The 26,401-nt window shown below is 63.9% G+C and carries 22 protein-coding genes; 11 read left to right on the top strand and 11 right to left on the bottom strand.

The window, feature by feature from the left end; all coding sequences use genetic code 11:
* The first annotated feature begins 199 nt into the window (after positions 1–199).
* The 3 genes from TSO5_RS19995 to TSO5_RS19985 all read left to right on the top strand — a co-directional run bounded on the left by TSO5_RS19995 (position 200) and on the right by TSO5_RS19985 (position 4,842).
* A complete protein-coding gene (locus TSO5_RS19995; protein ID WP_109153230.1) occupies positions 200–3,172 on the top strand; it encodes a Tn3 family transposase in 2,973 nt (990 codons plus the stop codon).
* A 172-nt stretch (positions 3,173–3,344) separates the two neighbouring features.
* A complete protein-coding gene (locus tag TSO5_RS19990; protein ID WP_109153195.1) occupies positions 3,345–4,031 on the top strand; it encodes a hypothetical protein in 687 nt (228 codons plus the stop codon).
* Positions 4,032–4,044: 13 nt separating this feature from the next.
* The gene (locus tag TSO5_RS19985; RefSeq protein ID WP_109153194.1) at positions 4,045–4,842 is read left to right on the top strand and encodes a hypothetical protein; all 798 of its coding nucleotides are present in this window, start codon (positions 4,045–4,047) and stop codon (positions 4,840–4,842) included.
* Between the two features lie 193 nt (positions 4,843–5,035).
* Here TSO5_RS19985 and TSO5_RS19980 read toward each other — a convergent pair whose 3' ends face one another.
* The 10 genes from TSO5_RS19980 to TSO5_RS19935 form a co-directional block, all read right to left on the bottom strand.
* A complete protein-coding gene (locus TSO5_RS19980) occupies positions 5,036–5,281 on the bottom strand; it encodes a hypothetical protein (protein WP_199230950.1) in 246 nt (81 codons plus the stop codon).
* 19 nt (positions 5,282–5,300) lie between these two features.
* Positions 5,301–6,545, bottom strand: coding sequence for a glycosyltransferase (locus tag TSO5_RS19975; protein ID WP_109153193.1), 1,245 nt, complete (start codon positions 6,543–6,545; stop codon positions 5,301–5,303).
* A gap of 124 nt (positions 6,546–6,669) precedes the next feature.
* Entirely contained in the window at positions 6,670–7,056 is a 387-nt protein-coding gene (locus TSO5_RS19970) for a hypothetical protein (RefSeq protein WP_136706029.1), read from the bottom strand.
* A 28-nt stretch (positions 7,057–7,084) separates the two neighbouring features.
* A complete protein-coding gene (locus TSO5_RS19965) occupies positions 7,085–7,615 on the bottom strand; it encodes a DUF411 domain-containing protein (protein ID WP_246458209.1) in 531 nt (176 codons plus the stop codon).
* Positions 7,616–7,696: 81 nt separating this feature from the next.
* Complete coding sequence (locus tag TSO5_RS19960; protein WP_158282460.1) at positions 7,697–8,032, bottom strand: copper-binding protein; 336 nt, start codon at positions 8,030–8,032, stop codon at positions 7,697–7,699.
* Positions 8,022–11,213: an efflux RND transporter permease subunit gene (locus TSO5_RS19955; RefSeq protein ID WP_109153191.1), complete on the bottom strand. Its 3,192-nt coding sequence runs from the start codon at positions 11,211–11,213 to the stop codon at positions 8,022–8,024. The genes TSO5_RS19960 and TSO5_RS19955 overlap by 11 nt, the downstream gene beginning before the upstream one ends.
* 17 nt (positions 11,214–11,230) lie before the next feature.
* Positions 11,231–12,628 carry an efflux RND transporter periplasmic adaptor subunit gene (locus TSO5_RS19950; RefSeq protein ID WP_247870839.1) on the bottom strand — a complete coding sequence of 466 codons (1,398 nt, stop codon included), beginning with the start codon at positions 12,626–12,628 and terminating at the stop codon, positions 11,231–11,233.
* Positions 12,625–13,896, bottom strand: coding sequence for a TolC family protein (locus TSO5_RS19945; RefSeq protein WP_158282459.1), 1,272 nt, complete (start codon positions 13,894–13,896; stop codon positions 12,625–12,627). Before TSO5_RS19945 ends, TSO5_RS19950 begins: the two co-directional genes overlap by 4 nt.
* 134 nt (positions 13,897–14,030) lie before the next feature.
* Entirely contained in the window at positions 14,031–14,387 is a 357-nt protein-coding gene (locus TSO5_RS19940) for a hypothetical protein (RefSeq protein ID WP_109153189.1), read from the bottom strand.
* 320 nt (positions 14,388–14,707) lie between these two features.
* Positions 14,708–14,989, bottom strand: a complete 282-nt coding sequence (locus TSO5_RS19935; RefSeq protein WP_109153188.1) for a hypothetical protein — start codon at positions 14,987–14,989, stop codon at positions 14,708–14,710.
* 286 nt (positions 14,990–15,275) lie between these two features.
* On the opposite strand from TSO5_RS19935, the gene TSO5_RS19930 reads away from it, so the two are divergent.
* The 8 genes from TSO5_RS19930 (at position 15,276) to TSO5_RS32325 (ending at position 25,494) form a co-directional block, all read left to right on the top strand.
* Entirely contained in the window at positions 15,276–15,989 is a 714-nt protein-coding gene (locus TSO5_RS19930) for a response regulator (protein WP_109153187.1), read from the top strand.
* Positions 15,990–16,420: 431 nt separating this feature from the next.
* Positions 16,421–17,140, top strand: a complete 720-nt coding sequence (locus TSO5_RS19925; protein WP_109153186.1) for a response regulator — start codon at positions 16,421–16,423, stop codon at positions 17,138–17,140.
* Positions 17,140–18,480 carry an ATP-binding protein gene (locus TSO5_RS19920; protein ID WP_109153185.1) on the top strand — a complete coding sequence of 447 codons (1,341 nt, stop codon included), beginning with the start codon at positions 17,140–17,142 and terminating at the stop codon, positions 18,478–18,480. Before TSO5_RS19925 ends, TSO5_RS19920 begins: the two co-directional genes overlap by 1 nt.
* 864 nt (positions 18,481–19,344) lie before the next feature.
* Positions 19,345–20,604, top strand: coding sequence for an ABC transporter ATP-binding protein (locus TSO5_RS19915; protein WP_109153184.1), 1,260 nt, complete (start codon positions 19,345–19,347; stop codon positions 20,602–20,604).
* 574 nt (positions 20,605–21,178) lie between these two features.
* Positions 21,179–21,739, top strand: a complete 561-nt coding sequence (locus tag TSO5_RS19910) for a plastocyanin/azurin family copper-binding protein (RefSeq protein ID WP_199230949.1) — start codon at positions 21,179–21,181, stop codon at positions 21,737–21,739.
* Positions 21,740–21,750: 11 nt separating this feature from the next.
* The gene (locus TSO5_RS19905) at positions 21,751–23,595 is read left to right on the top strand and encodes a copper resistance system multicopper oxidase (RefSeq protein WP_109153183.1); all 1,845 of its coding nucleotides are present in this window, start codon (positions 21,751–21,753) and stop codon (positions 23,593–23,595) included.
* A 13-nt stretch (positions 23,596–23,608) separates the two neighbouring features.
* The gene (locus tag TSO5_RS19900; protein WP_109153182.1) at positions 23,609–24,364 is read left to right on the top strand and encodes a copper resistance protein B; all 756 of its coding nucleotides are present in this window, start codon (positions 23,609–23,611) and stop codon (positions 24,362–24,364) included.
* Positions 24,365–24,561: 197 nt separating this feature from the next.
* Entirely contained in the window at positions 24,562–25,494 is a 933-nt protein-coding gene (locus tag TSO5_RS32325; protein WP_146203813.1) for an SAM-dependent methyltransferase, read from the top strand.
* 28 nt (positions 25,495–25,522) lie between these two features.
* Here the strand turns inward: TSO5_RS32325 and TSO5_RS19890 are convergent, their stop codons facing one another.
* The gene (locus tag TSO5_RS19890; RefSeq protein ID WP_158282458.1) at positions 25,523–26,341 is read right to left on the bottom strand and encodes a trypsin-like serine protease; all 819 of its coding nucleotides are present in this window, start codon (positions 26,339–26,341) and stop codon (positions 25,523–25,525) included.
* Between the last annotated feature and the right edge of the window lie 60 nt (positions 26,342–26,401).

Raw genomic sequence — 26,401 nt, 5'->3', positions numbered from 1 at the left:
CGGCTATGGCAGAGGGGGATCGACACCCCTCACCATCGCCCCGGTGTGATTCCGCAGGTTGGGCGCGCGGTTACGAACCCTTGGCATTCCAGGACGATGATTGCGCCGGTCATCATCGCCAGCTGGCCGAGGATGGGTCCTGCACGCGTCTTCTTGGGCCGTACCTCTTCTAAACCTGGATGATTGATCGGAGATAATGATGGCGCGTCGGCGGCTGCTGACCGAGGAGCAATGGGCGAGGTTTCTGGCGGTACCGGACGATGAGCGTGCCATGGTGCGCCACTACACCCTGGGCCGGGATGACCTCGATATCGTTGCTCTCCGGCGGACGCCGCATACCCGCCTGGGCTGCGCGATTCTGCTCTGCTATCTCCATCATCCGGGGCGGGTTCCCGGACCGGATGAGCGCCCACCCACCGCGCTGCTGGAGTTCGTGGCCCGGCAGGTGGCCGCCGAACCGGAAGACTTCATCGCCTACAGCCGACGCGACCAGAATCGGCGCGAGCAGGTCGCCGCGATCATGGCACGAACCGGGCATCGCGCCTTCGACCGCACGCTTTTCCGTGATCTCGCCGCTTGGCTGACCTCCAAGGCACAGATAGCGCGAGACTCAATCATTCTGGCGACGACCCTCATCGATGAGTTCCGCCGCCGCCGCATCCTGATCCCTTCGGCCGCGATCCTGGAGCTGATGCTCCACCAAGCCCGCGGCCGGGCCGAACGAATTCTGCACCGCGCACTCGTCGAGGGAATCGATCAGCGGTCGACCGACGCACTGGACCGATTGCTGACCCCCTGGGCCGACACCGAAACGACGATGCTCGCCTGGCTGCGCCGTGTGCCGGCGGCCCCCACTGCCCGCAACATGCTGGCGGTCATCGAGCGCCTCACCGCCTTGAAGGCTCTCGGCATCGACCGGGCGTCGCGCGCCCGTGTGCCGGAGGTCGCGTTCGAGCGCCTCGCCGCCGAAGGCCTGCGGATGACGCCGCAACACCTTCAGGATCTGGCAACGTCGCGCCGACGGGCCGTTCTCACTGCCACCGCGATCCGTTTGGAGATGGATCTGACCGACGTCACCCTGTCGATGTTCGACAAGCTGATCGGCAGTCTGGCGCGGAAGGCCGAGCGCCGGACGGCAGAAAACACCCTGCGCTCCGTCCGTGACACCCAGACCCAACTGCGGGTGCTGCTGACCGCGTGCAAGGCGGTGATTGGTGCGCGGGAGGCCGGAACCGATCCCTTCGAAGCCGTCGACCAAGGTGTCGGTTGGTTCCGCTTCATGAAATGCGTCACCGACAGCGAAGCCTTGGCAAAGCCGGAGGCCGCCGATCCCCGCACCGAGATGCTTGGCCGCTACGCCACCGTCCGGGCCTTCGCCCCCACGCTACTCAACCGCTTCACCTTTCTCGGCAGTTCCTCGGTGACGCCGTTGCTGCGGGCGCTCGACGTCATTCGGGTCATGCACGCCGCCGGGCGCCGCACCCTGCCCGATAAACCGCCGACCGGCTTCATCCGCCGGTCCTGGCGCCCCTTCGTCATCAAGAAGGAAGGCATCGACCGGAAAGCTTATGAAATCTGCGCGCTGTCCGAACTGCGCGACCGGTTGCGGGCGGGCGACATCTGGGTCGAGGGGAGCCGCCAATACCGGGATTTCGAAAGCTGCCTCATGCCGCGTCCGACCTTCGACATTCTTCGGGAAGAGGGGGCGCTGCCCGTGGCCATTCTACGCAACGCCGAGGGGCATCTTGCCGAAAGGGGCGCCGAACTGGACCGCATCGCCGCCGAAGTGGCGGGCCTTGCTGGGAAGGGGTTGCTGGAGGACGTCGACCTGTCCAACGGTGAACTCCGCGTAACGCCGATCCGGGACACGACCCCACCAGAGGCCGAGGAACTTGGCCGCCGCGCCTACGATCTCATGCCCCGGATCAAGGTCACCGACCTTCTGCTGGAGGTGGACGGCTGGACCGACTTCTCCGGCTGCTTCACGCACCAGCGCAGCGGCCGTCCCGCCGACGACCGGGCGGCGGTGTTGACCGCTGTCCTGGCTGACGGCATCAACCTCGGCCTGTCACGGATGTCGGAAGCCTGCCGGGGATCATCGATGCGGCAACTGGCCTGGATGCACGACTGGCACGTCCGCGACGACACCTACATGGCGGCGCTCGCCCGCATCATCGACACGCATCGGGCCTTGCCTCTGGCCACCGTCTGGGGCGATGGTCGTACGTCATCCTCCGACGGGCAGTTCTACCGCGCCGGCGGTCGCGGCGAAGCCATCGGCGATGTGAACGCCCATCACGGCAACGAGCCGGGCATCGCCTTCTACACCCATGTCTCCGACCAGTACGGCCCTTACCACACCAAGGTGATCGCCGCGACCGCCAGCGAGGCGCCCCACGTCATCGATGGCCTTCTTCATCACCAGAGTGGCCTTGCCGTCGAGGAGCACTACACGGATACCGGCGGCGCGAGCGACCATGTGTTTGGGTTGTGTGCCTTGCTCGGTTTCCGTTTTGCCCCACGCATTCGTGATTTGAAGGACCGGCGGCTCTACCTGCTGCCCGGCCGAGAGGCCCCGGCCATGCTGCAGCCTTTGGTCGGCGGAACCATCGACATCGACCATCTCACCGCCAACTGGGCCGAGCTGCTGCGACTGGCAACCTCAATCCATTCAGGAACCACAACGGCCTCGGCCATGCTGCGGCGGCTCTCGGCTTACCCACGGCAAAATGGCTTGGCTTTGGCCCTGCGAGAGCTGGGCCGTATCGAACGGACAGCGTTCACCTTGCAATGGCTGCGTGATCCCGGACTTCGGAGACGCGCCAACGCCGGTCTCAACAAGGGGGAGGCCCGAAACGCCCTGGCCAGGGCGATCTTCTTCAATCGTCTGGGTGAAATGCGCGATCGCAGTTTCGAGAACCAGGTCTTCCGCGCCTCGGGGCTGAACCTGCTGGTGTCGGCGATCATCCTGTGGAACACACGCTATCTCGAAGCTGCCTTCGCCGAACTGGCAAGCCAAGGGCACGCTGTCACCCCGGAATTGATGCGGCATGTCGCACCTCTGGGATGGGAGCACGTCGGCCTCACCGGCGACTATGTCTGGGGGGCCGACCCCCTCCCGGAAACCGGCCTCAGACCGTTGCGGAGGATGCAGTCCCTACTTGCCGCATAAGTTCCATTTACGTTCTCACATCCCGGACAATCTGATCACTTTCGTGTAGTGACCCCAAGAAACGTCAGCAAAGAGGACTGCCTTCACCTTGGGCGGTGACCTTTTCCCGAACGCAGGGTGAAGCGTGACAGCCCGGAAAGACGGCACCCACTCACATTCGAGGCCCCCCATCATGTTCTCATTGGATCGCTCACTCCTGCCTGCAGCCAATCAATTTCTCGCCGATCTTGATACGCAATGGCGAGCCGCGACCGGCCTCAACAACAGGGCCGATTACTCGATCAACTATTCTCCCATTTGCCCTTGCCCTCTGATGGTCCTCGGCCTCAATCCGGGCGGCTCCGCCGACAATTTTAAATTGGTCGACGTCGCCGCGGGCGGCAGCGAGTACATCGAGGGCTATGGGCCGACATCGCAGAACATCGGTCGCCTGCTTCAGCTAACGCTGGGTGTTTCATCGCCCGAGGGAATTCGGACCGTGCAGGGCAGCAATGTGATCTGGCGCCGGTCCCCCAACATGCAAAGCCTGGGCATCCGTGTTCCTGTAGCCGCCAAGGAAACCGCTCCGCATCTGGCTCGGCTGATCAGCTATATTGGCCCTCGCGCCATCTTGTTTGGCGGCAAGGCCGCCTACGATGCTTTCCTTGGTGCCCACAAGGCTCGTGTCGTGACACAAGGCGAAACCATCCTGGGGCCGAATGGCAGCAGCCAAGCCGTTTACTTCGGCCACAGCGCCTTGTCGCTGCCGTACCTATCAGGCAACGTCGAGGCATTCATCGTCCTTCATCCCTCCAAGGGCCTTCGAGACCCCGCCGTCAACCGGTTGAAGTTCCACTTTGCTCGCCTATTTACCGCCTGAGGAGACAGCCGTAATGATCCGCCGCGAAGACTATGTTCGCGAGTTGCAGCAAGGAATTCTCCTGATCGCTGACCACCTCGCCCGACTGAAAGGGGAGGATGCCGCCGTTGCTTTCGCGGGCTTCCCGGCCGAAGGGGATTATGCAGACGATCAGCCGGAAAAGGTCGACCTGACCCAGTTTGGGAACGGTATGCCCTTGTTGCTCATGTACGACTTCGCCATGGGGTTGTGCGCCCTGGAGCCCAGTGGGGACTTTGAGGAATCGGCTTTGGCGTCTTTCATCGATTTGGTTCCACGGACCAATGCTTACGGCGAGCCCGCGGCCTGGCCCGAGGACCCACTGACGACCCAAGTGCTGGACATGTTCCGGGCTCGGCAAAAGCTATCGGACCCGAACCAGCGATCAACCGCCGTGTTTTCCGTCCGAGAACTGGCGCTACTGGCCGATATGAGAGAGGGCGCCGTTCGAAATGCCCTGAGTGCCAAAGAACTGGCATCCCACCGTGAAGACGGCAAGGTGGTGGTCAATTGGGCCGAAGCTGCGACTTGGCTACTAAAAAAGCGGGGTTTCAGACCAACGCCTGACACCACTTCCCATTATATAGAGTTCGAAACGGCTTCATCGCTCACACAGCTGCTGGCGGCTCTGGCGGCGTTCCCTGGTGCTGAAGGCAACGTGCCTACGGAGTGGCTGTCCGGACGGTGGTCTGGAAATTTGAGTGAGGTGCAGGCAGTAGCGCACGCCCTCCGCATCGACCCGGAAAAGCTGGCCATCCATATGAGCCGCCTTTGGGTGCGCGAGCAACAGTGATCGGGGATATCAGGCGGCAGTGTAGTGGCAGAGCAAGCAAGGATCTTCGCCTAGGGCAAACTCCGACCGTGCCTCAGGCAAAAGCTCCAGATGCCAATAATACCCCTTACCTAGGTTTTCTGTTCCGCTGCTACTCGCATCCCTTGAACGGCATTGGTCGGTGGCGGTGGTGGACATGAACGAGACGCGGTATCTACGCCAATCCGCAAGCCGCCGCCATTCCCGCATCCCTGCACCACGCTGCCTGGTGCAGGTATTCGGGCAGGTGGGTCACGGGGGCCGTGATGAGCCGGTTCAGATCGTGGACCGCCTTATCGGTCGGTTGGCGCAGGCTGACGATGACTTGACGCAGTCCACGCCGCTCCAGCCCCAGGATCTCCTGCGCGATGAAGGTTTCCGACAGGCGCGGCCAGCCTTTGACGATGACCGCAACGGACATGGGACGAACGCCGCGACGGTCATGCCCACTCCCCGGCGGCCATCCTGCGTTCGGACGCGACGTTGGCCAGCTGTTCGGCCACCGGCTGCACCGGCAGGTGCCGGCCGGCGAGGCGGTTGACGCTCTCCAGCCCGTCGAGCAGGCCCGGCACGGTGACGGAGGACGGGGCGGGCTGCCAGGGCAGCCGGCGCAGCGCCGTCGCCATGGCCCTGGCGTCGCGCACGCCGTCGTCCATCAGCACGGAGACGAGCCCCATCTCCTCCGCGCGGGCCGCGCGGATGGTCTGCTCGCGCCGCGGTGTCTCGCGTGGAACGATCAGCGCCTTCTTGTCGAAGGACAGGATCTCGCAGAAGGTGTTGTAGCCGCCCATGGCGACCACCCCCACCGCCCCCTGCATCAGCCGCTCGATCCGCGTCTCGAAGGCGGTGGTCTCGACCTTCGGTAGGACCTCGGCGCGGGCCAGGAACTCCGCCTGCAAATCCGGCTGCATGAAGGGACCAAAGACCAGCAGGGCGCGGTAGGGGATGCCCGGGTCGCTCTCGTAGGCGCGCAGCACCCAGTCCACCAGCGCCTCCCCGTCGCCGCCGCCGCCGGCGGTGACCAGGATGTAAGGCTCCTCCGGCAGGCCCGGCCCGTGCGGCACGGCGGCAGGCACGGTGCGGTGCAGGTAGCCGGTGTAGACCATCTTGTTGCGCACCGACTGGGGCACGTCGATTCCCTCCAGCGGGTCGCAGACCTGCGGCAGGCCGTAGACCCAGATCTCGTCGTAAAGGCTTTCCAGCGCCGGGAGGACCTTTTTGCGCTCCCACTCCGGGGCGAGCAGGGCCGGTTCGTCCATCACGTCGCGCAGGCCCAGCACCTGCGGCACACCGCGCTGCTTTAGGTCGTGCAGCGTCTCGCGCACCTCGCCGCGCAGGCCGAGCGGTTCCTTGTCCACGATGAACAGGTCGGGCTGGTAGACCTCCGCCGTGTGGCGGATTAGCGAGGCCCGCATGGCGAGGAGCTCAGCGATGTCCAGGTGCAGGTTCAGCGCGGTGTATTCCCCGTTGCGCAGTTTGATCACGCCGGGAATGCGCACGAAGTCCACCCGCGCGCGGAAGTCGAAGCTGCCGACGATGGGCGAGCCGGACAGGATCAGCACGGACAGGTTGCTGTACCGTTCGACCAGCGCGTGGGCGATGGCGCGGCAGCGGCGCAGGTGGCCGAGCCCGAACGTGTCGTGGCTGTAGATGAGCACGCGGCCGGAGGTCGGACGTCCTCTCATGAGCTTCCCTCCCCGTGTTTCTGGTCGCCGGTGTTCAGCGCCGGGTTGTGGGTTATGCCAAATTGGCAAACCTGTCTTTCCAACCTGACGGGATGGTGGGCAGGGCGACGCTGGATAACGGCTTTCATCGCCCGCACGCTGGTTCCGATGGCTTGCTCCCTCCTCCATTTTGCCGTTTGGACAGCCGGTTTGCGTAGGTGCGGAGATCGGCAGCGGTGAACGGCGCGCCACTCAGCTTGTGCACGCCAGCCCTCGCAAGCTCAGTGGCGATGGCCTGCCATCCGATGCGTCGTCGGCGCGCCTTAGTGATCTCGTCCAACACGGGGGCCAGCAGGAGCCCGCTCGTCACGCCGGCCGGACGGAGGCCTGCGGTTGCGCGCGGCAACCGGGCCACAGCGTAGCGAAACCGCTGGGCGACCACGATGAGGTCCATGCCGGTCCCGGTCAGCGCCCGCCCCCGGCCCGCCCGGTGGGGTCCCGGCGCGGTGTCGTGAGCATTGCGCTCGATCACGCGCTCCTCCTCTGCCCCGTGTCCACCGTTAATGGCTCGCATAGAGACCACCGCCGGTCCTCCCGAACGTGACGACACCGTACGGGTGGCCGGGATGGTCCATGCCCGGCGCGCTCGCGGGCATGCCTGGCACCGACAGCCCTTTCAGCTGAGGTTTTTCCGTCAGCAACCGGTTCACGTCCGAAGCGGGCACGTGTCCTTCCAGGACATAGCCGTCCATCATGGCGGTGTGGCAGGACCGCAACGCCTCGGGAACCACCTGCCCGGTCCTGATCCGGTGCATGTCCTCCACGTCGCGGACAACGATGGAGAACCCCGCCGCCCGCATGTGCTCGATCCATTTGCCACAGCAGTCGCAGGTCGGCGACTTCCAGACCGTGAGATCCGCGGCTGCGGCCGGTGTGCTCTCGAAGAGCGCGGAGCCGGCGATCAAGTGGACGCCCACCAGCCCGACACCGAGCAAAAGCCCCCAGCGCGCTCCCCGGAGCCGTTGCATCACCGAACCGTGCGCATAGGGCGACCGGACGGTCGCCTTCCTTTGGCGCTTTCTCATCGTCATGACGGTCCTCCTGCTCCATGGCGCCCTCGCGCGGGCGGTGCGTCTGGACGCCGCGCCCGCGCGAGGGCGAAGGGGGTGCGCCTATTTCACCGGCGTGAGCGTCTCGATGCGGTACATCCCAGCAGCGTCCTTTCCGACGGTGAAGGCGACCGGGTCGCCCGGCTTCACGGGCTTGAGGTCCACACCCGGGGCGACCATGAAGTCCATGGTCATCGCCGGCCAGCTGAGCGCCGCAATGGTGCCGTGGCTGAGGTTGACTAGGCGCTTCGCCGGATCAACGGCGTTGACAGTCCCGGTCGTGCCCGCCGCCGGCTGGGCGACCGGCGTGGCATGACCAGGGTGGTCCATTTGCGCCCACGCGGCGGGGGCGATGCTGATGGTGGTGAGGAGAGCGGCGACGGTAAGCTTACGAAGCAATGGCGGTTTCCTTTGTGGGATGGGTGGAGGTGCGGTCAATGGGTGACAACGGCGGCGCTTCGGGAGCGGGGCGCTCCACGTCGCGCGCCTTGACCAGGGCATAAATGGCTGGGATGACCAGCAGGGTGAGCACGGTGGAGGAGATCATGCCCCCGATCATCGGCACGGCGATGCGCTGCATCACCTCCGAGCCGGTGCCGGTGCTCCACATGATCGGCAGCAGGCCGGCCATGATGGCCACCACGGTCATCATTTTCGGGCGGACGCGCTCGACGGCGCCTTCCATGATGGCCTCGTAGAGGTCGGCCGCCGTCATGGCCCGGCCTTCGGCGGCCCGGCGGCGCTTCATGTCCGCCAGCGCGTGGTCGAGGTAGATGAGCATCACCACGCCCGTCTCGGCGGCGACGCCGGCCAGAGCGATGAAGCCGACCGCCACGGCCACCGAGAGGTTGAAGCCGAGCAGGGACATGTACCAGACGCCGCCGACCAGCGCGAAGGGCAGCGACAGCATGACGATCAGCGTCTCGGTGATGCGTCGGAAGTTCAGGTACATCAGCAGGAAGATGATGGCGATCGTCACCGGGATGACGATCTTCAGCTTCGCCGCCGCACGCTCCATGTACTCAAACTGGCCGCTCCAGGTGACGTAGTAACCAGCCGGCATCTGCACCTGCTCGGCCACCGCCTTGCGGGCGTCGGCGACGTAGCCGCCGATGTCGCGGTCGCGGATGTCGACGTAGATATAGGCCGACAGCAATGCGTTCTCCGTTCGCACGGTGGCCGGCCCCTTGGTCAGCCGGACCGAAGCGAGCTGGCCCAGCGGAATGGCGCCACCGGCCTCGGGGTGCAGCAGGATTCGGCTGGCGATGGCGTCGGGGTTGCTGCGCAGCTCCCGCGGGTAGCGGACGTTGACCGAGAAGCGCTCCCGACCTTCCACTGTGGTCGTCACCATCTCACCGCCCAACGCCGTCAAGATGGTGTCCTGCAGGTCGCCGACGGTCAGGCCATAGCGGGACAACTGCTCGCGGTTGGGGTCGATCTCCAGGTAGTAGCCACCGACGATGCGTTCGGCGTAGGCGCTGGTGGTGCCGGAAACCTGCTTGACCACCGCCTCGATCTCGCGGGCCAGCCGTTCCATCTCCTCCAGGTCTTTGCCGAATACCTTGATGCCGATCGGCGTGCGGATGCCGGTCGAGAGCATGTCGATGCGCGCGCGCAACGGCATCGTCCAGGCGTTGGAGATGCCGGGCATCTGCACGGCCTTGTCCATCTCCGCCACCAGGGCGTCGTAGGTCATGCCCGGCCGCCAGTCCGACTTTGGCTTCAGGTTGATGACCGTCTCGAACATCTCGGTGGGCGCCGGGTCGGTGGCCGTGGCGGCGCGGCCGGCCTTGCCGTAGACCGACTCCACCTCGGGGAAGCTCTTGAGAATGCGGTCCTGTGTCTGCACCAGTTCGGCCGCCTTGGTGATCGACAGGCCAGGCAGAGTGCTCGGCATGTAGAGGATGGTGCCCTCGTTGATCGCCGGCATGAACTCGCTGCCGAGGCGGGAAGCGGGGATCACCGACCAACCGAGCAGGCCGATGGCTATCAGGATCGTCGGGATCTTGGCCCGCAGCACCAGCTTGATCAGCGGCCGGTAGAGCCAGATCAGCAGGCGGTTCACCGGGTTCTTCCGTTCCGGGATGATGCGGCCGCGCACGAACAGCATCATCAGCACCGGCACCAGCGTGATCGACAGGAACGCCGCCCCCGCCATGGCAAAGGTCTTGGTGAAGGCCAGCGGCTTGAACAGCCGGCCTTCCTGCGCTTCCAGAGTGAAGACTGGCAGGAAGGAAACGGTGATGACCAGCAGGCTGAAGAACAACGCCGGCCCGACCTCCACCGCCGCATCGATCAGCACCTGCACGCGCGAGGCCCCTGGGGGGGCGTGCTCCAGCCGCTTGTGGGCGTTTTCGATCATCACGATGGAGGCGTCGACCATGGCGCCGACGGCGATGGCGATGCCGCCCAGGCTCATGATGTTCGAGGTCATCCCCATGGCGTCCATCACCATGACGGCGATCAGCACACCGACCGGCAGCGTGACGATGGCGACCAGCGCGCTGCGGACATGCAGCAGGAAGACGATGCAGACGAGCGCGACGATCACGCTCTCCTCGATCAGCGTTCCCTTGAGATTCTCCACCGCGCGCAGGATGAGCTCGGAGCGATCGTAGACGCTTTCGATGCTGACGCCCTCCGGCAGGCCGGCCTTCAGCTCGGTCAGTTTGTTCTTGACGTTCTGGATCACGCTCAGAGCGTTCTGGCCATAGCGCTGGAGCGCCACGCCACTGACCACCTCGCCTTCCCCGTTCAGTTCTGTGAGGCCGCGGCGCTCGTCCGGGCCAATCTCGACCCGCGCCACGTCGCGCAGGAGGATCGGCGTGCCGCGATCGACCTTGAGGACGATCTCCTCGATGTCCTTGGCGCCGCGCAGGTAGCCGCGCCCGCGCACCACGTACTCAGTTTCCGCCATCTCGACGACGCGGCCACCGACGTCCTGGTTCGATGTGCGGATGGCCTGCGCGATCTTGGCCAGCGGCACCCCGTAGGCCTGAAGCTTCTGGGGGTCGACGACCACCTGGTACTGCTGAACGAAGCCGCCGACACTCGCCACCTCGGACACGCCTTCCGCCTTGGTCAGCTGGTAACGCAGATACCAGTCCTGCAGCGTACGCAACTCGGCCAGCGTGCGGTCCTTGGCGAGCACGACGTATTGGTAGACCCAGCCCACGCCGGTCGCGTCCGGCCCCAGCGTCGGGGTGACGCCGTTGGGCAGCCGTTTCGCGGCGAAGTTCAGGTACTCCAGGACGCGCGAACGCGCCCAGTAGATGTCGGTGCCGTCCTCGAAGATGATGTAGACGAAGGACGCGCCGAAGAACGAGAAGCCGCGGACCACTTTGGACTTTGGCACGCTGAGCATGGCGGTGGTCAGCGGGTAGGTGACCTGGTCCTCGACCACCTGCGGCGCTTGGCCGGGATAGTCGGTGTAGAGGATGACCTGCACATCGGACAGGTCTGGCAGCGCGTCGAGCGGGATGCGCGACACCGAATAGGCGCCGGCGGCGATGAGGAACAGCGTGCCAATCAGGGTCAACGCGACGTTGCGCGCGGACCAACGGATGATGGCGGCGATCATGGCAATGCCCTCCGCCGTTATTGGTGCTGGTGCTGGCCGCCGCCGCCGCCGAAGGCGCTCAGGGCTGCACGCAGGTTGCTTTCGGAGTCGATCAGGAAGTTCGCGCGCACCACCACGCGCTCGCCTTCCTCCAGCCCGGCCAGGATCTGGACGAAGCCGTCGGCGCGGGCGCCGGCCTTCACGTCCCGCGGCTCGTAGCGACCCTCGCCGATCTCCACCAGGACCGCTTGCCGTTTGCCGGTGTCGAGCAAGGCGGAGTCCGGCACGGCCAGCCCAGTCATGGCGCCGAGGTCGGCATTCAGATGCACAGTGGCGTAGAGGTTCGGCTTGAGCAGGCCGTCAATGTTGGGCAACTCAACCCGCACCTTGCCGGTGCGACTCTCGGCCGTCAGGGTCGGGTAGACGAAGCTGACCTTGCCGGTGAAGGTCCTGCCCGGCAGGGAGTTGACGGTGACGTCGACCTCCTGGCCCAGCTTGACGTAGCCGAGGTCCTGTTCGAACACGTCGGCGACCAGCCAGACGTTCGACAGGTCGGCGATGCGGTAGAGCGCTTCGCCGGGCATGAAGCGCATGCCCCGCACGGCCGACTTTTCCAACACCACGCCGTCGGCCGCCGCGCGGTAGCTCAGCGTCCGCGACGCCTTGCCAGTCTTGCGCAACCGCTCGATCTCCTCCTCGGGGACGTCGAGGTTGCGCAGGCGCTGCAGTGATGCCTCGGCGAGTTGGGCGCCGCCCTGGCGGGCGACGAGGTATTCCTGCTGGGCCAGGACCAGTTCGGGACTGTAGACCTCCATCAGCGGCTGGCCCTTGCGGACCGTGTCACCGGTGGTGTCGACCAGCAGTCTCTCGATCCAGGCCTCGAACTTCGGCGCGACGATGAAGAGACGGCGCTCGTCCACCTGCACGGTGCCGACCGCCCGCACTTGGCGGGAGATCGCCCGCCGCGTCGCCGTGTCGGTGCGCACGCCAAGCTTCTGGACCTTGTCGGGGCTGATGGTGACGGTGCCCGACGCACTGTCCTCACCCTCATAGACGGGCACGTAGTCCATGCCCATCGGGTCCTTCTTCGGCACCGGGGAGGTGTCCGGGAGGCCCATCGGGTTGCGGTAGTACTGGATCTTGCGTGGACCTGCCGCATTCGGCGCCGGCGTGGCCGCCTGCGCCGGAGTATCCTTTCCCTCGTAGACTGGCACGTAATCCATCCCCATGCTGTCCTTCTTCGGAACTGGGGATGTGTCGGACAGACCCATGGGGTTGCGGTAGTACAGGATCTTCCCCGATCCGGCGGACTGTGCCTCGGCGGGAGCGCCATGGCTGGCATGGCCGGTTCCACCGGCAGATTGCGCGAAGGCCGGCGTTCCGGCGGCGATGGTGCCGGCCATCAGGACGGCGAGAAGGGCTGGGGAGCGGCTCACAGTTCACCTCCGACCAGGCGCTCGATCTCGGCAAGCCGGACCTGCTCCTCGAATGTCACGTTCACGTATTCGACCAGCGCGCGGCGCAGTGTCTGCTCCGCCTGCAGGAGGTTGGCGAATTCCTCGCGCGACAGTTCATAGCCGCGGGTGGCGGCTTCCAGAGCGATGCGCGCCTGCGGCAGGGTAATCTCCCGCACGATGCGCTTGCGCTCCTTGAGGGCGGCCAGCATGGCGTAGGCTTCATGCACGTCCGTCGCGACATCGAGGCGGATTTGCTCCAGCTTCGCCCGCGCCGCGCCGGCCATCGAGGCCGCCTCCCGCTGCTCGGCCTGGCGGCGGTCGGCATAGAGCGGAATATTGACCTCGACCATCGCCTGATAGCCGTCGAAGCGGCCGTCGCGCCGTATGGCGCCAAGGCCCAGTTCGACGTCGGGGTAGCCATTCTTCTCGGCGAGGCGGCGGCTCCCGTCGGCCGAATCGATCTGCGCAAGCTGGGCGCGCACCGCCGGGAAGTCGGAGCGCGCGCGGTCTACCAGCGCGTCGGCCGGCAGCGTCTCAAGCGGCGGCACCGGCCGCGGCAGGGGCTTCGCCGGCAAGGGCGTCTCGGGCGAGCGGGCCAGCAGACCGTTCAGCCGAACCTGGGCGCGGTGGCGGTCGGCATCCATCCGCGCGAGTTCGGCAGTGAGCGCGCCGGCTTCGGCGTTGGCGCCGGTGATGTCCTGTTGCTTGCCTGGTCCCTGGGCGTAACGGGCGCGCGCCAGATCGGACAGACGCCGGACGGTCCCGAGCAGCTTGCGCGTCTCGTCGGCCGCGAGATGCGCTGCGTGGTACTCGGCGTAGGCGACCTTGACGCGGTAAGCGATTTGGTTGGCGACCTCGGCCTGGGCCGTGGCGGCCTTGCGGCTGTCCGCTGCGGCGATCTCCTGCTTCAGGTCGCGCTTGCCCCACAGCGGGAACATCTGGCGGACCTGATAGAGCTCCTGGCCGGCGCGGTAGCGCGGCAGGTAGCCGGGACCGCTACGCGGCAATTCGAGCTCGACCTTGAACTTGGGATCGTCGAGCGCTCCGGCGGACGCGATGCGCGCGGTCGCAGCGTCGGTCTCCAGGGCCGTTGCCGCGACCTCAGGGTTCATGCGCCGGGCGGTCTCGATGAAGCGGGCGATGTCGGTGTTCGGCTCCACCGCTGCCGCGGCCCCGCTGCCGATCAGCAGGGCGGCGGTCATGGTGAGGAGTGCGCGCGCCAGGCGTGTGCGGTGTGTGTCGGTCATGGTTCCGGTTTCCGCCTGTCCAGCCGCATCCATACTGTTCCGGTTGAGCCGGACAAGCACGGGATGCGACGATTTTCTTTGATGACGGGTGTCGTCTGCGTTGGCGATCCGTTGCATCAGATCGCGGTCGGTCGTCAGGCGGCGGTTCGGGGCGGTGGCGGTTCGGGCGTGATCAGGAGCGTTGCCAACAAGGGCTCTGCGGCCGGGTGCCAAATGATGCGGCTCATCACGGTGACGCGGGTCACCGTGATGCGCGCCGGCGCCTCGAGGCTCGGGCAGCAGGGAGCCGCCATGGGCATGGCATGGTGAGGCTCCTGATCAGGATAGTCACAGGGCAGCGTCCCTTGGTCTTCGTGGTCGGTGCAGGGGGCGTCGTTATGGACGGCGCCGTGATCGGTCATGACGGCATGCGCTGATGCGCTGCCCGCTGCACCGAGCAGCAGGACCGCCATCACTGCAAGAGCCGTCAAAAACCGACCGATGCCCCCCATTCCATCCTCCTGGGTCCGACGGGACCGTGTGTCGCTCGGACTGCCACGCAGTGAAGCAGGGTCCCGGCGCTCCGGCGTTGATCAGGATCAAACGAGGCGGTCTTCCTACCCTCATCCTCATATGCGGCTCGGGTGATGTTCATATAGTTCTTGCGATGAACAGCATCCCCCCTGCATGAGGAGGCGCAGCAGGCGCCACCGCCCCATGCAGGCGGACGCCGTGCTGCTTCATCAATTCAGATGAATGAGGTCGGGCCAAATGGCCGCGCGAGGCGGAGTTGCAGGGGGCACCGGAGGATGCCCCCTGCAGATGTGGCGCTTCAGCCGGCCGGCGCGGAAGCCTTGCCGAGGGCGAAGTCGAGATAGCCGTGCGCCTGCGCATGCTTACCCTGTTCGTGCAGGTAGGCGCCCATCGCGGCATTGCGCTCGACCAGAGAGCGGGCGGTACGCCCGAGGTTGGGGTTGCCGCCGTTCAGCATGGCGTTCACCGTTTGGATCCGACTTTCGCAATGCGTGCCGGGGTCTGCGGCGTTGGCGATGGTGCCCGACAGGATGAGGGTAGCGGCGATGGCGGCAGTGGTGGCGAGGGTCCGGAACGACATGATGCACCTCCTATGGGAGCGTAGAAGGGCGGGGCTCAATGGTCGGCGGGATGCCTTCCCTGGTGAAGCCCTCATCCATTTCTCTACACCTTCGTTGTATGACCAGTTCTGTTTCAGAATTTGCCGCTGAGTGTAACGAAGTGTTTCTGAATGCAGGAGCGGCGTGCGTCGTGTTCGCGCAGGGACTGGCCGTCGGCGGATGGATGGTCTATCTGGACGCGTGTGAGCGTCATTATCCAATCCCATTTGATGCCTCGATTGTCCTTCCAGCCACCTTGGCCTGACCATGCACCACATCCTCGTCGTCGACGACAATCAGGAGATCCGCGACCTCTTGGGCCGTATCCTGCGCAAGCACGACCTGAAGGTCAGCACTGCCCGCGACGGCTATGAGATGCGCGAATGCCTGAAGAATGGGCCTGTCGACCTGATCGTGCTTGACCTGATGCTGCCGGGTGATGACGGAATGAAGCTCTGTCGAGAGCTGCGTGTGGGCTCGGCGGTCCCGATCATCATGCTGAGCGCGATGGGTGAAGAGACTGATCGCATCGTCGGGTTGGAGATGGGTGCCGACGACTACATGACCAAGCCGTTCAGCCCCCGTGAGCTCCTCAGCCGCATCAAGGCGGTGCTGCGCCGGACCGGCGCGGCCGACGGCCATCCGAAGCAGCCGGCCTCCGCCGACCGCATCATGCGCTTTGCTGGCTGGACGGTTGATCTGGTTCGCCGCGAGCTGCGGTCCCCCGACGACGTGCTGGTCGACCTGACGGGCGGCGAATACGATCTGTTGGTCGCTTTTCTGGAGAATCCCCACCACACCCTGTCGCGTGACCGGCTGCTGGACATTACCCGCAACCGGGCGGCGTTGCCCTTCGACCGGGCGATCGATATCCAGGTCAGCCGGTTGCGCCGCAAGATCGAAGCGGGACCGGAGCAGTCCATGATCAAGACGGTGCGTGGCGTCGGCTACGTGTTCTCGGGCCCGGTGGAGCGGGGGTGATGCGGCTGCGCCCTACAACACGCCCGCCCGGTCCATCGCAGTAATGGCTGTCCGTCTGATCTCGTCCCATCCAGCGACCGGGTCTCACGTTCTCTCAGACCAAGCCCCCGGTGTCTCAGAATTGCAGCCAGTTATCGCCGCGACCGGCCGGCTCACTGCCCACTATGAAGCGCGCTTTCCCGCATGCTACTATACGGTTCGCACCGTGCGTCCGTGCAGTTCAGGAGCGTATTTGGGCGCTGTTCGCTTCGTCATGGCGCCGTGGTCTCTCAGGTATTGGGACGCTGGCAAACTCCGATCGATTCAGCATATTTCAAACTGTAATGGGAACCTGCATATTCATTTTTCCCGCTTACTGATCTTACTTCCAGCGCGATCCTCGTATCGATCTCACCCGTGGCACCCCAACTGTAAAAACCTGTTCGAGCACCATGAGCCTGCATCACATCTTGGTTGTTGACGACAACAAAGAGATCCGTGACCTGTTGGGGCGGTTTCTCCGCATGCACGACTTCAAGGTCACCGCTGCCCGCGACGGCTATGAGATGCGGGAATGCCTGCGCAACGGCCCCATCGATCTCCTCGTTCTCGATCTGATGTTGCCTGGGGATGACGGGCTGAAACTGTGCCGTGAACTGCGGTCGACCTCGGCCGTGCCCATCATCATGCTGACGGCCATGGGCGAGGAAACCGATCGTATCGTCGGTCTGGAAATGGGGGCCGACGACTATGTCGCCAAACCCTTCAATCCGCGGGAATTGCTGGCGCGCATCAAGGCGGTCCTGCGCCGCACGACCATGCCGGGCGATCAGTTCGATCCGCCGAACAGCGGCGGACGCATCCTGCGCTTTGCCGACTGGCAGCTGGATCTGGTACGCCGTGAATTGCGCTCGCCCGACGGGGCGCTGGTCGAGCTGACCACCGGCGAATATGATCTGCTCCTCGCCTTCGTTGAGAACCCCCAGCGCGTTCTTACGCGCGATCAACTGCTCGACATCACCCGCAGCCGGGCGGCCTCGGCGTTCGATCGGACGATTGATGTCCAGGTGAGCCGGCTGCGGCGCAAGGTCGAGACGGACGCTGAGCAAAGCATGATCAAGACTGTGCGCGGTGCAGGCTATGTGTTCGCTGCGACGGTGGAACGGCTGTAATGCGCGTCCGTCTGGTTCCGGACAGTATGGCGGCGCGCACTATCGCTGTGATGATGGCCGGGCTAACGCTCTCCCATTTGGCCAGCATCGGTGCCTATCGCATCGATCTTCTATCTCAATTTGGCAATTCAATTGAGCATGAAGCGGCGGAACGGATCGCGACGGTGCGGGCCGCTGTCCTGAAGGCCGAGCCAAGCGAACGCGAGCGGACCGCGCAATTGCTGTCGGGCCGTCGGCTTGACGTTCATTGGAGCCGCGTGCCGCTGACAACAGCCACGAACCCCGGTGACCCTCAACTCGATGCGCTGCTCAACCGTCTGCGCGAAGCCACGCCTGACCAGCGCGAACGCCCCCTCTACCTTGCCTTCGCCGCAGACCCCGACCACCCGGGCGACGGTGGTCACATGCTGCTGGTCTCTGCACAGTTGCCAGACGAGAGTTGGCTCAACCTACGCTACATTCTGGCCGAGCAGCCGCCGAGCACCCCGCATGGCTTACTGCTGTCGACCGGCCTGATGGCCTTGGCAGTGGCCGGCCTGTCCGTCCTTCTCATCCGTTCCACGACGGCACCTTTGCGTGCCATGGCCCGTGCCGCCGAGCGGCTCGGCGTCGATGTCACCGCCCCGCCGCTGCCTGAAACCGGCCCCAGCGAGGTGCGTCTGGCTGCTCACGCCTTTAACGAGATGCAAAAGCGCATCCAGCGGCTGCTAACCGACCGTACGCAGATGTTTGCGGCCCTGTCCCACGATCTGCGGACGCCGCTCACCATCCTGCGATTGCGGGCTGAATTCGTCGAAGACGACGAACAGCATGCCAAGATGCTGAGCGAGATCTCCGATATGGAGACGATGATTTCGGCAACGCTGGCCTTCCTGCGCGATGACGGCGTGCAGGAGGAAACCGAGGTGATCGATCTGGCGGTCACGCTGGCGACGATCTGCGACACGCTGACCGATTCCGGGTACAGCGCGGAGTATGCCGGTGCGCGCCATGTTCCGGTGCGCTGCCGTCCGGTGATGCTCAAGCGCGCTTTCATGAATCTGATCGACAACGCAGTCAAATACGGAGCGCGTGCGCGCGTCACCCTGTCGGTGGGCAACGGCAAAATCCATGTCGAGGTGGTAGACGAGGGCCCCGGCATACCCGAGGCCGAGATGGAGAAAGTGTTCCACCCGTTCTATCGAGTGGAGCGCTCCCGCTCCCGGGAAACCGGCGGCTTCGGTCTTGGCTTGACCATCGCGCGCACAACGATCCGGGCGCATGGAGGTGATATCAGCCTTGATAACCACCCGGACGGTGGCCTATGCGTCACCATCACGCTGCCTTGGGCTGACCGTTGAAAGGTGCCCCAGGGCCCCCAAAGAGAAGCTGGGCTGGCCAGTGAACAACCTTGCATTTCAGCGCGGAAACGCTGTAGAGCGGCTATCTGGTTGATAGTCATGCTTGGTTCCTACGTATCGGTGCCTTTGGCAATCATTATGTCGCACGGCCGCCCCACCAAGTTTGGGTGTGCTGCTTTGGCACCGGTCATGCACAATACCCATTGATCTATCCCCAAGCTCCCTGACGCAGCAGAAGCCGATGCGCAGTGTTGCGGAGAGACCATGCTGGAGAACAGAGCTGGATCGGTACCGTGTGCCGCAATGAATCCGGTAAGCGGTAGTTGTCTGCCGGTCGTGAAATCCAACGACAACGATGAGGAGCTGGGTGATGGCACGCCACTCCATATACATCGTTCCATAATTGCAATTTCCATTTTGACCTTCTCTATAATCCACCCAAAAGCGATTTCATGTGATTAGGGCGGAACGAACAAGGGGTCCCGACCGGCCACAACGATGTGAATTTGGGGGCAAAATCGGCAGCGCCACCTTCCCTGAAGCCCCGCAACAATTTGTTACATTCGCGTCCTACAACTGCAACATGCGGACGCTCTAATCGCAGTCAGGCTTTGGCACGCAACGATTTGATGCGATGGCGAAGCGTTGGTTTCACCGCTACGGACGACGTGGACAAGCGATGGCGAGAAGCGTGCATGCCCAATCTCTGATCCGCACCTTTCGTCTCGCAGGAATGGTGGCTGGAGGCACTGCGATCAGTTCGCTGTGGCGAACGGGAATATGGGACGCTGCTTCACCAGACCGCAAGCGATGGACCCCGGTACCCGCCACTCGAACGAGGTCGCATCGAAAGGCAGGTGCCGAATGAACTGGGCCATCCTGCAAGACCACATCCACCAGCTGAGTGAGTGGATCATCACTAGTGTGTTCCCCAGCTCCCACTGGTGGATGCATTTCGTCGTCCACGTCGTCCTACTGGCGATGCCAGTCGCGTTTCTTACCCTGCTGGTGGTTTGGTCGGTCGGCCTCGTGCGTCGGCGTCTGGCCTGCCAGCCGACTGCACCGTCTCCGGAACTACGCGCTCCGTTCCCGGCGAATCTGTACCGCTACGTTCTGAAACACACGCAACGGCAGCAGTTCGTTCTGCTTGTGGCCGCATTGACGTCTTTGCCTCTGCTCTACGCGGTTCTCGAACTGCCGAAGCAGATCATCAACCGGGCTTTGAGCACGGAGACCGAGGCGGTTGCGGTGCTCGGGGTGACGTTGACTTCCTATGAACTGCTCTTCGTACTGTGCGCGTTTTATCTCGCAGCCGTTCTGGTGAGCGGCGGCGTCAAATACGGCATCAACCTCCTCAAGGGCCACCTGTCGGAAGGCATGACGCGCCGGATGCGCTTTGCCGTCTTCCAGGCTTGGTCACGGGGGAAAAAACCGTGCGCCCCCTCACAGATCATTCCCGTGCTGGTGCAGGAGGTTGATCCGATCGCCGGTTTCGCAGGTGAAGCCTTTTTGACGCCAGCTTTCGAGGGCGGCACCTTTCTGACCATCCTAGTATTCATGGTACTTCAAAACCCAGTGCTCGGCGCCGCCGCCATGACGCTGGTTCCAGTTCAGATCGCCTTGATTCCCCGCCTGCAACGCCGGGTCAGCGCCCTAGCGCGCCAGCGGTCACGGGAAATGCGTTCGTTCGGGGCCGCAATTGCGGATGCCGACCCTCGCAGCCAAGGCATGCATCCGAATCCGGTCCTCGCTGTCTCACGCTCCCTCAGACGGGCGCAAATCATACGGCTCGAGATCTACCGACGCAAATTCTTCATCAAAAGCCTGAACAATTTCATCACTCACCTCACCCCGTTCTTCTTCTACAGCATCGGCGGGTATCTAGTGATTGAGGAGAGATTATCGCTGGGAGCTCTGGTCGCGGTTTTAGCTGCCCACAAGGATATGTCGGCTCCCCTGCGTGAACTTCTTGGATACTATCAGACCATGGATGATGTTCGCGTGCGCTACGATGACATCCGTCGGTTCTTGGCAGGGCAAAATGATGTGACTCCGGCCACCATCGTACACGCGGTCGGCATCGACGCCTCCCTGCCGCAGGGTCTGCGCAAGGGTGCGGCGTGACCGGTGTCGACATCCGCTTCCTCCTGACCGCAATAGTCGGTTTGCTCCTCGTCTGGGGAGGAAGCGCTCCGTCCATGACGCCGGTCGCCGCCTCGGCCCGCCCGATCCACCAGATCGGAGAGAGCGCCGCCAAGAACACCGCGACCGATTGCGCCACGCTCGCCACTCCCCATGACCGTATCGGCGACCAGCGAGCCCCTGGCAACAACCATGACCCCAGCCCTGAGGGGCCTGACGACGGGTGCTGCATGACGGCGTGCTCTGTGCTGGCGCATGGACCAGACAGGTTTGCCGTATCCTCCGTCGCATGGACCCGCGTCCGCGTCGCCCTGGTGGTCAATGGACCGCAAAACGGCCGTTTGATCTCCCCACCCCGGCGGCCGCCGAAGGCCCGAGCGTGAGACGGAGCTGCATGTCCATCGCATTCGTCCCGGGTGCCGCCGGCTGCTGAAGGCGCTTCTCGTCCCGTCCTGACCGCGGCTTCCGTCCATCCGCCACCGCACATCACTCCGGCCGGGCCTCGGCCCCCGGTGTGCCCATGCTTGCTTTCGAAACACAACCAAAGGAAATCTTCATGCGTCACAACATCCGTACTTTGACCGCCGCCTCCCTAGTGACTGGCATTGCCCTGCTGACCGTTCCGGGGCTTGCCCTTGCAGGCGCAGGCGAGCCCGGTCACGGGCATGCCGCCGCCGTTGGAGAGCCGGCAAAGGCATCCTCGGCAAAGCGGGTCGTGCAGGTCGAATTGGGCGATAACTATTACAAGCCTGAATCGATTTCGGTGAAGGCGGGCGAAACGGTCCGCTTCGTTCTCAAGAACAAAGGCGATTTCCTGCACGAGTTCAACATCGGCACTGCTACCATGCACGCCGCCCATCAGAAGGAGATGGCGATGATGGTTGAGCACGGCATGCTGACGCCGACGGGCATCAACACGAGCATGAACGGCATGGACCATTCGAAGATGGGCATGGCCGAGATGAAGCACGACGACCCCAACAGCGTGCTCGTGGGGCCGGGCGAAACCAAGGAATTGACCTGGAAGTTCACCAAGGAAACCGCACTGGAGTTCGCCTGCAACATGCCGGGGCATTACGAGTCCGGCATGGTCGGCAAGGTCGCGTTCACGCGCTGAGGGAGAGTTCCATGAACACGGCATCGCGCGGGCTTTCCCGCCGCGATGCCCTCAAGCTCGCCGGACTGGCGGGGCTTGCGGGCGTCGTGACACTCTACCCCGAGCGCCGCGCTTTCGCGACGGCGCATCAAACGCTGGATCTGGCGGTCGAGCGCACCCGGCTGACGATCGACGGTGCCACCAGTCACGGCATCGCCATCGGCGGCTCGATCCCGGCCCCGACGCTTCGCTGGCGCGAAGGGCAGGAGGTGGTCGTCCATGTCACCAACAGGCTGGATGAACCAACCTCGATCCATTGGCACGGGCTGCTGCTCCAGGGCGTCATGGACGGCGCCCCCGGATTCAACGGCTACCAGCCCATCATGCCGGGCGACACCTACACCTACCGGTTCCAACTGCGCCAGGCAGGCACCTACTGGTACCACAGCCACTCCGCCGGACAGGAACAGGAGGGGATGTACGGCGCCATCGTCATCCAACCGGCCGAGCGCGAACCCGTTCGCGCCGACCGCGATTACGTCGTGGTGCTGTCCGACCACACGCCGGAGCGGCCCGCCTCCGTGCTCAGAAAACTCAAGCTCGGCAGTGTCAGCGAAGGCTACTACAACCGATCGAAACGGACCCTGTTCGACTTCTTCCGGGATGCCGAGCGGGATGGTCTGGACGCCACCGTGCGCAATCGCCTTGACTGGGGCGACATGCTCATGGAGCCCACCGATCTGGCCGACGTGACCGGCTACAGCTTCCTGGTCAATGGCAAGGGACCGCAGGACAACTGGACGGCGCTCTTCAAGCCTGGCGAACGTGTCCGGCTCCGCATCATTAACGCTTCGGCGATGACGATCTTCGATGTCCGCATTCCGGGCCTGCCGATGACGGTGGTGGCGGCCGACGGGCAGAATGTGGTGCCGGTGAAGATCGACGAGTTCCGTTTTGGCGTTGGCGAGACCTACGATGTCCTTGTACTGCCGCAGGAAGACAAGGCCTTCACCATCTTCGCCGAACCGATCGACCGTACAGGCTTTGCCCGGGCGACGCTCGCTCCCCGCGAAGGGATGTCGGGGGACCTCCCCGCCCGCCGCCCGCGCACCATCCTGACGATGGCCGACATGGGCATGGACCACGGCTCCATGGCGGGCATGGATCACGGATCGATGGCCGGGATGAACCACGGCGCGATGCCGGGCATGGACCACAGCTCCATGCCTGGAATGAAGCAGGGTCCGATGGCCGGGATGGACCATGGTTCAATGAAAGGCATGGATCACAGCGCCATGATGGGCATGGGCGCCGGATCGATGCCCGGCATGGACCACAGCACCATGGCGGGCATGGATCATGGAACCATGGCCGGCATGGAACAGGGAGCGGCCAAGGGCTCGGACCGGGCGCTTGGCTGGGCGGACGCCGCCACCCCGCCAGGCACCAAGGCGCTGTCCTACGCCGACCTGAGGGCCTTTTCCAAAACCCGCGACCCTCGTGAGCCCACCCAGGAAATCGTTGTGCGGCTGACAGGCATGATGTCCCGCTACATCTGGACCCTGAACGGCGCGAAGTTCGACCAGGGCACGCCGATCCGGGTGGCCTATGGCGACCGCATCCGCATCCGCTTCGTGAACGAGACCATGATGGCTCATCCCATGCACCTGCATGGGATGTTCGTGGAACTCGAAAACGGTCAGAAGGACCGCTTGCCCAAAAAGCATGTCGTTCTCGTTCCTCCGGGACAGACCACATCGGTGCAGTTGACCGCGAACGAGCCTGGGGAATGGCCGTTCCACTGCCATCTGCTTTACCACATGGCCTCGGGCATGATGACGCGGTTCATCGTCGAGCGCCGCACGGCCAGCCTCTGACAGGAAGCGACGCATGCGCATGATCACATCGGGCCTGAGACGGGTCCTACTCCTGGCCGGGGCTCTCACGCTTGTGGTGACGGCGACCGCAGCCAACGCGGCCGACCCACCCCATGCTCAACAGTTCCACGAGGAACCGGCGATCCTGTCGACCCTGCTGGTCGACCGCCTCGAGCATCGCTGGAAAGACGGTGAAAACACGCTCGACTGGGACATCAAAGGCTTCATCGGTGGCGACACCGACAAGCTCTGGCTCAATGCGAAAGGCAGCAAGCCAGTCGAGGGCGGAGCCGAGAAGGCCGAGTTCCAGCTTCTCTACAGCCGCTTGGTGTCGGAGTTCTGGGATGTCCAGGTCGGTGTGCGTCACGATGTGCGGCCCCAGCCGCAGACAACCTACGCGGTTGCCGGATTCCAAGGGTTAGCACCCTATTTCTTCGACGTGAACGCCCAGGCTTTTCTGAGTGAGGACGGCGCCCTGAGCGCCCGGCTCGAGGCAGAGTACGACCTGCTCATCACGCAGCGTCTGATCCTCCAACCGGTCGCCGAGATGAATGTGTCGGCGCGGCGCGTGCGGGAACTCGATCTCGGGCGCGGCATCACCGATATTGAGCTTGGCTTGCGGCTGCGCTACGAGGTGGCCCGGGAGTTCGCGCCTTACATCGGGGTCAATTGGGAGCGCAAGCTCGGCGAGACCGCCGACATCACGCGGCGGCACGGCGAGGACGCAAGTGCAGTGTCGTTCGTCACCGGTGTTCGCTTCTGGTTCTAAACCTTCGCGGGCCGGGCGTAGCGTCCGTTCGGCCCGCAGCCTCTCAACCTTTCGCGCCGTGCCCAAACGTCCGAAACGGGCTGGTCGTCTTCCAGTCCCCTGTTCGACCATCGGTACGCCCGTACTCCGCTTGTTAAGCAAAGCGTGAGCAACCCAATCGGCGTTACATGATCATTTGGAAGGAAAGAGCTTCGATCATGACACCCAGCGAGAAGAAACTGATCCGCTTACGCCAGGCCCGGACGTTGGAGGACTTGCGCACGTCGCTCCCGCGTGACTGGCGCATCGTGGAGCGCAAAATCAGCGGCATTCTCGAACGCGGAAACCCTCAGGATTTAGCGGAATTTACTAAACAAACCATAGAACATCATCAAGATCTGACCGTTCTTCTGAGCAAGACGCTCCCTAACTCGTCTAACTATAAAGCTTATTTATCACGATTTGCACAAGTCAGAATGGCTGCCTTTGTCATTAAGGATTTGTCACGCTTCGCGGGGAAGAATGTTAAATCGCAAAAACTCGGATGCATTGATAAATTCTTGATGGGTAATCTGTTATTTCTCGACGGATTTAGGCGAAAGCCAGTATCGATGTTTTGGTTCCAGTTGATATGGCCGATGATCCGGCAACGGCACATGCTCATGCCTCTGGTTGAGCCCAAAGGTATTTATTGTTTCTATTCCAAAGAACTCATAACTCATTTGGCGGGCTTGATCGGCTCGCGCCCCTGCCTGGAAATCGCCGCCGGAGACGGAACTTTGACCCGATTCCTGCAGGACGTCGGCGTATCGATCATCGCGACGGACAGTCACAGTTGGCAATCCTCCGTGACATACTCTGACAGCGTTATCAAATTAGATGCTCGCGCAGCGCTGCGGATGCACAAGACCAAGGTGGTCTTGTGCTCGTGGCCCCCGGCCAACAACGCTTTCGAGCGGTTTGTCTTCGAAACCGACCATGTCGAACTCTATCTTGTCATCGGCAGCCGGTATGAATTCGCGTCGGGCAATTGGCGCGATTACCGCCGGCAGAACAATTTCACAGTCACTCACGACTTGGAACTGAGCCGTCTGGTGCTGCCTCCGGAGTTGGGCTGCGCGGTGTACCGGTTTGAACGAAAGGCCGCGTGACGGGGCCACTATTGCAGATCGGCTCCGCTCAGGATTGACGGTGGTGGTGGGAAGTATCCGGTAGCTTTGGCAACCGGGGTAGTTCCAACCATGTGGCGAACCCGGAGCCGTGCATAACGAGTACTTCATCGATCCATTGCCGGTACGGCGTCAGATCGGTCAGCCCCAGCCGATGGGAACAGACACGAGGTCCGTAGCTCAACAGGCTGCGGCTGATGATCGCCACCACGGCCAGACCTCCCGAGGGGGTGTGCAAGTAAAGCGGACCTCCAGAGTCCCCATCGCATCCGCTGCCGTCCTTGGTTTCCATTAGAAATTCTGTCTTTCCCCACGTCCAGAGTACGGCCTCCAGGTCGAGGTGGCGCAAGCGTCCCACCCCCGACGCGACCGACCAGGTCGCACTTCCATATCCCGCCAGAATGCCGTGGAACCCTTGGCCCGGCCCAACAAGACCGCTGCCGGTGCTGGCCGTTCGGTCCAACAGCACGGCAGGCCGGTAAGAGGCGGGAACGGGAGCAGCCAAAAGGAGCAGCGCCAAATCGCCGCGATCAATCGGCACTTGCCGCCGGGCGATCCAGCCTGGATGGGGGATGGACCGTAGAACCGGCCGCGCCGTGTCCTGTCCGGCTTGGCCGCGTGCAGGTACGTCGAGCAACACGCTGATCTTGTCATGCATGGTCGCGCAATGTGCCGCGGTCAGAACGGCCGTCGTCGTGATGAGGACGCCGCTGCAGAACTCGGAGGTCTCATGGTTGTAGAGGGCGACGACGTTGGCCGCAAACGCCGCTCCGCCCGATGCCGCTCTGCCGCCTTCGATCGCGTGGGCCTGTGCATCGGCCTGCAACACTGGGCCAGTTTCAGGGGTGATCGGCGTCCAATAACCAGCCACCCCTGATCTGGCAGACTA

This window comes from Azospirillum sp. TSO5 (assembly GCF_003116065.1).
Lineage (GTDB): Bacteria > Pseudomonadota > Alphaproteobacteria > Azospirillales > Azospirillaceae > Azospirillum.
The sequence above is the reverse complement of the archived record's forward strand: the minus strand, read 5'-3'. Positions and strand labels throughout refer to the sequence as shown.